7 protein-coding genes and 2 pseudogenes are annotated in these 7,816 nt (G+C 62.8%); 5 read left to right on the forward strand and 4 right to left on the reverse strand.

The window, feature by feature from the left end:
- Positions 1 to 32: 32 nt before the first annotated feature.
- From AUC71_RS17275 to AUC71_RS02765, 4 genes and pseudogenes are all read left to right on the forward strand, one after another.
- Positions 33 to 832, forward strand: a pseudogene (locus AUC71_RS17275) (sensor histidine kinase); the annotation flags it as partial.
- Between the two features lie 14 nt (positions 833 to 846).
- Positions 847 to 1,296: an HPr kinase/phosphorylase gene (locus AUC71_RS02755; RefSeq protein WP_069623046.1), complete on the forward strand. Its 450-nt coding sequence runs from the start codon at positions 847 to 849 to the stop codon at positions 1,294 to 1,296.
- Positions 1,297 to 1,387: 91 nt separating this feature from the next.
- Positions 1,388 to 1,789, forward strand: coding sequence for a PTS sugar transporter subunit IIA (locus tag AUC71_RS02760; RefSeq protein ID WP_069623047.1), 402 nt, complete (start codon positions 1,388 to 1,390; stop codon positions 1,787 to 1,789).
- 65 nt (positions 1,790 to 1,854) lie between these two features.
- The gene (locus AUC71_RS02765) at positions 1,855 to 2,106 is read left to right on the forward strand and encodes an HPr family phosphocarrier protein (protein WP_069623052.1); all 252 of its coding nucleotides are present in this window, start codon (positions 1,855 to 1,857) and stop codon (positions 2,104 to 2,106) included.
- A gap of 5 nt (positions 2,107 to 2,111) precedes the next feature.
- Here the strand turns inward: AUC71_RS02765 and AUC71_RS02770 are convergent, their stop codons facing one another.
- Positions 2,112 to 2,684 (reverse strand): cytochrome b/b6 domain-containing protein, encoded by a 573-nt coding sequence (locus AUC71_RS02770; protein WP_069623048.1) that lies wholly within the window; start codon positions 2,682 to 2,684, stop codon positions 2,112 to 2,114.
- Positions 2,685 to 2,916: 232 nt separating this feature from the next.
- Between AUC71_RS02770 and ahcY the strand changes: the two genes are divergently transcribed.
- The gene (gene ahcY / locus AUC71_RS02775) at positions 2,917 to 4,305 is read left to right on the forward strand and encodes an adenosylhomocysteinase (RefSeq protein WP_069623049.1); all 1,389 of its coding nucleotides are present in this window, start codon (positions 2,917 to 2,919) and stop codon (positions 4,303 to 4,305) included.
- Positions 4,306 to 4,366: 61 nt separating this feature from the next.
- Here the strand turns inward: ahcY and AUC71_RS02780 are convergent, their stop codons facing one another.
- From AUC71_RS02780 to AUC71_RS02790, 3 genes and pseudogenes are all read right to left on the reverse strand, one after another.
- Positions 4,367 to 4,579 (reverse strand): hypothetical protein, encoded by a 213-nt coding sequence (locus tag AUC71_RS02780; RefSeq protein WP_069623050.1) that lies wholly within the window; start codon positions 4,577 to 4,579, stop codon positions 4,367 to 4,369.
- Positions 4,576 to 5,394: a DUF2092 domain-containing protein gene (locus AUC71_RS02785; protein WP_069623051.1), complete on the reverse strand. Its 819-nt coding sequence runs from the start codon at positions 5,392 to 5,394 to the stop codon at positions 4,576 to 4,578. Before AUC71_RS02785 ends, AUC71_RS02780 begins: the two co-directional genes overlap by 4 nt.
- A gap of 34 nt (positions 5,395 to 5,428) precedes the next feature.
- A pseudogene (locus AUC71_RS02790) lies at positions 5,429 to 7,816 on the reverse strand (arylsulfatase); the annotation flags it as partial.

Raw genomic sequence — 7,816 nt, forward strand, 5'->3', positions numbered from 1 at the left:
GCCGCCGAGCGCGTGCGCCATAGCGTTAGGCCCGCGCCGAGATCCCCGACTTCACCGACCGCTCCGACGAGATCGGCCATTTGTCCGGTGCGCTGCGCGACATGACGGGCGCGCTCTATCGCCGGATCGACGCGATCGAAAGCTTCGCCGCCGACGTGGCGCACGAGCTCAAAAACCCTCTCACCTCGTTGCGCAGCGCCACCGAGACCCTACCGCTCGCCAAGACCGAGGAGTCGCGCGAGCGCTTGATGGAGATCATCCAGCACGACGTGCGACGGCTCGACCGGCTGATCAGCGACATCTCCGATGCGTCGCGCCTCGATGCGGAGCTCGCCCGGGAGGATGCCGAGCTGGTGAGCATGGACGAGATGCTGCGCGCGACCGTGTCGCTGTTCAACGACATACATCGCGACGACATCCCGGAAGCGTGCTCGAAATCGCCTACGCGCCGGGCGCGCATCCTTATCGCGTGAACGGGCATGACAGCCGTCTCCACCAGGTGATGGTGAACCTGCTCGAGAACGCCATTTCCTTCTCGCCGCCGGACGGACGCGTCACCGTCGCCGCCCGCCGCATCGGCAACGAAATCCAGATCGCGATCGAGGACGAAGGGCCGGGCATTCCCGAGGAGAATCTCGAGCGCATCTTCGAGCGCTTCTACACCGACCGGCCGCAAGAGAATTTCGGCCAGAACTCCGGGCTTGGCCTCAACATCTCGCGGCAGATCGTGGTGGCGCATGGCGGCCGTCTCTATGCGGAGAACAGGCCCGGCCGCGACGCGAGCTCGACGAGCGGCGGGGCACGCTTCGTCATCCGCCTGCCGGCGGCATAGGATCGGCGACCGCGATGGTGCGTGCGCTCGTTCATGGCACGTGCGTGGCTCTCGGGGATCGCGCCGCATTGCTGCGCGGGGCGCCGGGTGCCGGCAAATCGGACTTGGCGCTTCGCTTCCTGGCGCTTCCGAACGAAGGCGAACTGCGTCCTCTTCTTGTCGCCGACGATCAGGTCCAACTCGATGTGAACGGCACGACCGTGACTGTCTCCGCGCCCGAGACGCTGGCCGGAATGATGGAGGTGCGCGGGCTCGGCGTCCAGGAGATGCCCACTATCGCCGCGGCGCGGCTCGTGCTTGTGTGCGACCTGGTCGCGGCTGATCACGTGCCGCGCATGCCGCCGGATCCTTGGGATCGAACGGCTCTGGAAGGCGTTGACATGCCGTTGCTGCAGCTCTCGCCGTTTGAGGCGTCGGCGCCGTTGAAGTTGAAAATGGCGCTCTTGCGCGCGCCCGAACAATAGGCTTTACCGAGGCGGTTTCGGGCTTGCGCCTGACCCCGCACCCGACAAAGATAGCGGCCTTTGGCCGGGCGGCATTCATCCAAGAGGTAGCATGATCGGCGTCGTTATCGTGACCCACGGCAATCTCGCACGCGAGTTCCGCGCGGCGCTCGAACATGTGGTGGGGCCGCAGGAGCAGATCGAGACTGTATCCATCGGTCCTGATGACGATCTCGATGTCCGGCGCGCGGACATGTTGTCGGCGCTCGACATGGTCGATGCCGGCGAAGGTGTTGTCGTGCTCACCGACATGTTCGGCGGCTCCCCATCGAATCTGGCGATCTCGGCCATGGAGCGGCCCAATGTTGAGGTGGTCGCGGGCGTTAATCTTCCGATGCTGGTGAAGCTCGCGAGCGTGCGCGGCGAGTGCGGCCTCGAGGAGGCGATCACCCAGGCCCAAGAGGCAGGACGCAAATATATCAGCGTCGCGAGTCAGATCCTGGCGGCGAATTGAGCACCGTGACCCCGGCGCGCCATATCTCCGGTGAGCGGGAAAAAGGCGTCTTCTTCGCCGAAGTCATGATCCCCAACAAGAAGGGCCTGCATGCGCGCGCTTCGGCGCAATTCGTGCGCTGCGCCGGCGAGTTCAAGGCCAATGTGCGCGTGAGCCGCGAAGGGCACACCGTGGGCGGCACCTCGATCATGGGACTGATGATGCTCGCCGCGGGCCAAGGCCACTCGATCCACATCGAGGTGAACGGCGAGGAGGCGAAACCCGCTATCGAGGCGCTCATCGCGCTGGTCGAAAACGGCTTCGGCGAAGAGGACTGACGCGCCTACCGGCGCTTCCAGCCCGTCACCATGGCGCGTGGCAGGTTCTCGCGATGCGCGAAGCTTGCGAAGATCACGGCGGCGACGTGCACGACAATCAGGGCGAGCGTGATATTGGCGAGCACTTCGTGGATTTCCTCGAAGTTCTCGGCCGTCGCCTTCGACACCATGCCGGCCAACGGCCCGGCCTGCTCCTCCCCGCCATAAACGATCAACCCGGCGATGCCGGTTGCCGCGAGCATCACGAGCAGGAGAAGGATCATGTAACCGCCCGCCGGGCTGTGGCCGAGATAACGCTTGCCGCGCATCAGAAGGAGGTCGCGGATATATGCGAAGGTTGTCATGGGACGATAGACGAAATCGGAGAACCGCGCGTGTCGTGAGCCGGCAAAGCCCCAGACCACGCGGGCCAGGATCAACCCGGCGATGACGTATCCGGACCACACGTGAACAATGTGCGGGTCCTCGACGAGATAAGCCACCGTGAAGGCGGCAAGCAGGGTCCAGTGAAAGACCCGGACGAAGGGGTCCCATACGCGGATTTGAGCTTGTGCTGGCGTCTTGGGGGAATCGAGCACGGCGAGACCTCTTGGGCGGCCGGCAGGGCGCGCCGGTACATGGACGCTATGCGTCGGCCGCTGACGAGATCCTGATAATTGGGGCCTTACTCCCAGATTTTGCAGGCAATTTCCGGCTTAAGTCAGCGCGCCATGGTCATTTGCCCCGACCCGGGGCGCCCCCTTGACTCTCTGGGGGGCGGATAAGATATAAGGACTTCTTTATATCTTTATACAGCCAAGCGGAGACCGCATGAACTACCACGTCAAGGATATCGGGCTCGCCGATTGGGGCCGCAAGGAAATCGCCATCGCCGAGACCGAGATGCCGGGCCTAATGGCGGTGCGCGAGGAATTCGGCAAGGCGCAGCCCCTGAAGGGCGCCCGGATCGCCGGCTGCCTGCACATGACCATCCAGACCGCGGTCCTGATCGAGAGCCTCGAGGCCCTCGGCGCCGAGGTGCGCTGGGCCTCCTGCAACATCTTCTCAACCCAGGACCACGCTGCTGCGGCTATCGCCGCAAACGGCACCCCGGTCTTTGCCGTCAAGGGCGAGACGCTGGAAGAGTACTGGGACTACGTAGACCGCATCCTCGAATGGCCCGGCGGCGAGACCGCCAATCTCATTCTCGACGACGGCGGCGACGCCACGATGATCGTGATCCTCGGCGCGGAAGCCGAAAAAGATCCATCCGTGCTCGCCAAGCCCGGCAACGACGAAGAGACGGCGATGTTCGCCACCATCAAGAAGCGGCTGGAACGCGAGCCCGGCTTCTACTCGAAAGTAAAAAACAACCTGAAGGGCGTGTCGGAAGAGACGACGACCGGCGTGCATCGGCTTTACGAGATGCAGAAGAAGGGCAAGCTTCCCTTCCCCGCCATCAACGTCAACGACAGCGTCACCAAGTCGAAATTCGACAATCTCTATGGCTGCCGCGAGAGCCTGCCGGACGGCATCAAGCGAGCCACCGACGTCATGCTCGCCGGCAAGTATGCCGTGATCGCCGGATATGGCGACGTGGGCAAGGGCTGCGCCGAGAGCCTGAAGAGCCAGGGCGCGCGCGTGGCGATCACCGAGATCGATCCGATCTGTGCGTTGCAGGCGGCGATGGAAGGCTACGAGGTGATCACCATGGAGGAGGCCGCGCCCAAGGGCGACATCTTCGTCACAGCCACCGGCAACAAGGACGTCATCACCGTCGAGCACATGCGCGCCATGCATGACCGCGCCATCGTCTGCAATATCGGGCATTTCGATTCCGAGATTCAGGTGGGCGGTCTGAAGAACTTCAAGTGGCACAATGTGAAGCCGCAAGTGGACGAGGTCGAGTTCCCCGACGGCAAGCGCATTCTGCTCCTGGCCGAAGGCCGCCTCGTCAATCTCGGCTGCGCCACGGGCCATCCGAGCTTCGTGATGAGCGCATCGTTTACGAACCAGGTGCTGGCGCAGATGGAGCTGTGGCAGCATGTCGGCAAGTACGAAAACAAGGTCTATGTGCTGCCGAAGCATCTGGACGAAAAAGTCGCGCAGCTGCATCTGGGCCGCCTCGACGCCCATCTCACCAAGCTGAGCGACGAGCAGGCCGCCTATATCGGCGTCAAGACCGAAGGCCCGTTCAAGCCGGAGCACTACCGCTACTAGTCACAAAAAGGGGCGCCCCAGGGCGCCCCTTTTTCACTTCTGCCGGCTAGTTGGCGTCTGCCTAGCAGTTATAGACGCCAACGGCGCACCGACGCACGGTCCGACGGGCCACGCCGGCGACGCTGACCGGAGTCAGTGGGCGACCAATGCGAGCGTCGGCCGTGGAAACGAGACCGTGAACCCCGGGGGTGGAGAGTCTTTCGCTGATTGCGAGGCCGCCAAATCCGACCATGCTGGCCAGCAGCAGCAAGCCAAGTTTCTTCGACAAGCTCATTGTTTGCCTCCTATGGTGAAGTGGCTCGGCAATTCACCCATGTCCTTCATCTTCTTCAGTTCGGCTATATCGACCTTTTTGGCATCAGCCGGCGCCTCGAAGCTGAAGCTGTCGGTGGCGACCTCGTCGCCCGTCTTCCAGTCGCTGACCTGCACACTGTATTGCGGGTCACCGTCAATGAGCTTGGACGCTATGACGTACCGACAAGGATAGGGACGGTCACCTTGGGCAATCCAGATTTGCCAATCGACCTCCTTGGCTCGAAAAGCGAGGTGATCGCATTCGGTCCCGCCGATCACGCCGCTGCCAAGGTCTTTCACGTCAATCACATTGGCCATCAATTCATCGTAGGCATTGGTGAGAAGCAGGTCCGCGGCTGGAAGGGGCCTATTGTATTTGTCTTTCAATTCGTCAACCAGATGATCGATTGAGCCTGGAATTTCGACCTGCGTGTAGACATTCTTGTTCTTGCCCAGCACCGTCAGCGTCGTCCCGTCAAAGACGGTCTCGATGTCAGCGAAGCCGCCCGATCGGGAGGCGCGGATCTTGTCAGGCCGGGTGAGTGAGACTGCACCCGAGCTCGCCAGTCCGAGCTTCTGCCCGTCTTCGGTGACGACCTCGAGGGTGGCATCGAAGTCAAACGAGATAGCCTTCTGTGCTGCCATGTAGTCAGTCATGGCCTTCAGCAGAGCCTTCGCCTCCTCTTCGCCGGCCACTGCGCCCGGCGAAGTCGCCATTCCTGCAACCAGCGTCAGCGCTAGTGCCGATGGTCCTGCCACGATCAGTCTCCTGAGTTTTCGAGTTAGGCCGGCCATATTGCTCACTCCTTTGTTAGTTGTTGGCTAGGCGCTAATTGGCATCCCCGGCCGCCTTTTGCGCGTCCTCCAGCTTCGCGATGTCCTCCGGTGTAAGCTTGGGCCGATCCATCTTTATCGTCAGCTTCTCGAGCTTGGCGGTCAGAGCAAATGGCGGCTTGTAGTCCGCATCATTGACACCGGTGAGCGTGTCGGAGCCGATGTCGAAGCTCTCGTCCCATTGCAGGATCATCGGCAGGGTCTTCTCCATCTTCTTGGTGGCCACGACCTTGCCGTCGACCTTCAGGGTTCCGGTTCCCGGTCTGCCGACGCCGCTGAAATCGTTGTAGGCGAGCGTCCCGGAGCCCAGGCCGTCGTAGACGAAGTCGAACTCGACCGTGTGGCGGCCGGGCGAAAGCGCGTCCGGGCTCTCCCATTTCAGGCGTTCGAGGTCGACCATGTTCCATAGGAACACCGGCTTGCCCTCTTGGAGGTAGAAGCCGTAGCCGCCGAAGCGCCCGCCGGAGGTGAGGATCATGCCCTCGGCGCCCCCTTCCGGCACCTCGATGTCGGCGGTGATCGTGTAGGAGGTGTTCAACAGAAGCGGCGAATCGCCTTGCGGCAGGCCAACCATCGGGCGCGTGTAGACGAACTCGCTGCGCCCGGCGGTGATGTTCGGGCGCGGCGCCACGATGCGGGCCGCGACCGACGCGTCAAGCGGAAGGACCTGATATTTCTTCGCTTCCGCAACGAACTTCTGCCGCATCTCGGCGACCTTGTCCGGGTGTTCCGCAGCGATGTCGGTGGTCTGGTTGAAGTCGTTGCTCAGGTCGTAGAGCTGGAAGACCTGATTGTTCAGCGGTCGGGATTGGCGGGGCCGAAGGCCTGCCAAGGTGCGCGATTGACCTTGGTGCTCAAGAGCCAGCCATCGTCGTAGAGCGCCCATTGGCCCATCATCACGAAATACTGGGTCTTGGTGCCGGGACGCCGTCTTGGCGTTCTCCGCATCGAAGGTGTAGGCGAAGCTCGTGCCTTCGATCGGCGCCTGCTCGATGCCGTCGACCATTTGCGGCGCGTTTATGCCGGCAACTTCTAGAATCGTCGGCACCACGTCGATGACGTGGAGGAACTGCTCGCGCAGACCGCCCTTGTCCTTGATGCGCGCCGGCCATGACACGACCATGTTCTGGTTGATGCCGCCGAGCCTGGAGGCGTTCTGCTTGAACCAGTCGAAGGGCGTGTCGAAGGCCCACGACCAGCCGGCCGACATATGATTGTAGGTCTGCTCGGTGCCCCAGACGTCGTAGAACTTCATCTGCACGTCGACCGGGATCTCGTTCAAGCCATTGAAGAACGCGACCTCGTTGGGCGTGCCCAAGGGGCCGCCCTCGGCGCTCGTGCCGTTATCGCCGTTGATGTAGATGACGAGCGTGTTGTCGAGCCTGCCAAGGTCTTCGAAAGCCTGGATTACGCGGCCGATCTCATAGTCGCTGTACGCTGCGTAGGCGGCGAACACCTCGACCTGCCGGATGAATAGCTTCTTCGCCTCCAGGGTCAGTTCGTCCCACGGCTTGAGGAGGTCCTTGGGCCAGGGCGTCAACTTCGCATCCTGCGGGACGATGCCAAGCCGCTTCTGGTTTTCGAAGATGCGCTCGCGCAGCTTCTCGTAGCCGTCGTCGAAAAGGTGCATCGCACTAATCTTGTCGACCCATTCCTTGGTCGGATGGTGCGGTGCATGAGTGGCGCCGGGTGCGTACTTGATGAAGAGCGGCTTGTCCGGCTGGGTCTGGTGCATGCGTGAGATGTAGTCGATGGCGTCGTCGGCCATCGCCGTCACGAGGTTCCAGGAGCCCTCCTGCCCCTTGAACGGATAGATCTGCGTGGTGTTGCGGAACAGGTTGGGCTGCCACTGGTTGGCGTCGCCGCCGACGAACCCATAGAAATACTCGAAGCCCATGCCGGTCGGCCACTGGTCGAACGGGCCGACTTGGCTCGCGGCAAAGGCCGGCGTGTTGTGGTTTTTGCCGAACCACGAGGTCGCGTAGCCGTTGTCGAGCAGGATGCGCCCGATCGTTGCCTTGTCCTCGGCGATAATGCTGTTGTAGCCGGGGTAACCGGTCGACTGCTCGGAGATCACCCCGAAGCCCGCCGAGTGGTGATTGCGCCCTGTGATGAGCGCCGCCCGCGTCGGCGAGCACAGCGCCGTCGAGAACACTCGGGTATAGCGCAGCCCCTCATTGGCGATGTCGTCCATCGTCGGCGTCGGGATCACGCCGCCGAAGGTGCTCGGCACGCCGAAGCCCGCGTCTCGGTGATGATCAGCAGGATGTTCGGCGCGTCCTTCGGCGGCACGATGCGCGGTGCCCACCATGGGGTCGACTGCAGGGCATCGTCCTTGATCACGCCGCCGAACGCGGGATCGGGGGCGGGGAGCTGGCCGGAC

It is taken from the genome of Methyloceanibacter marginalis (assembly GCF_001723295.1).
Lineage (GTDB): Bacteria > Pseudomonadota > Alphaproteobacteria > Rhizobiales > Methyloligellaceae > Methyloceanibacter > Methyloceanibacter marginalis.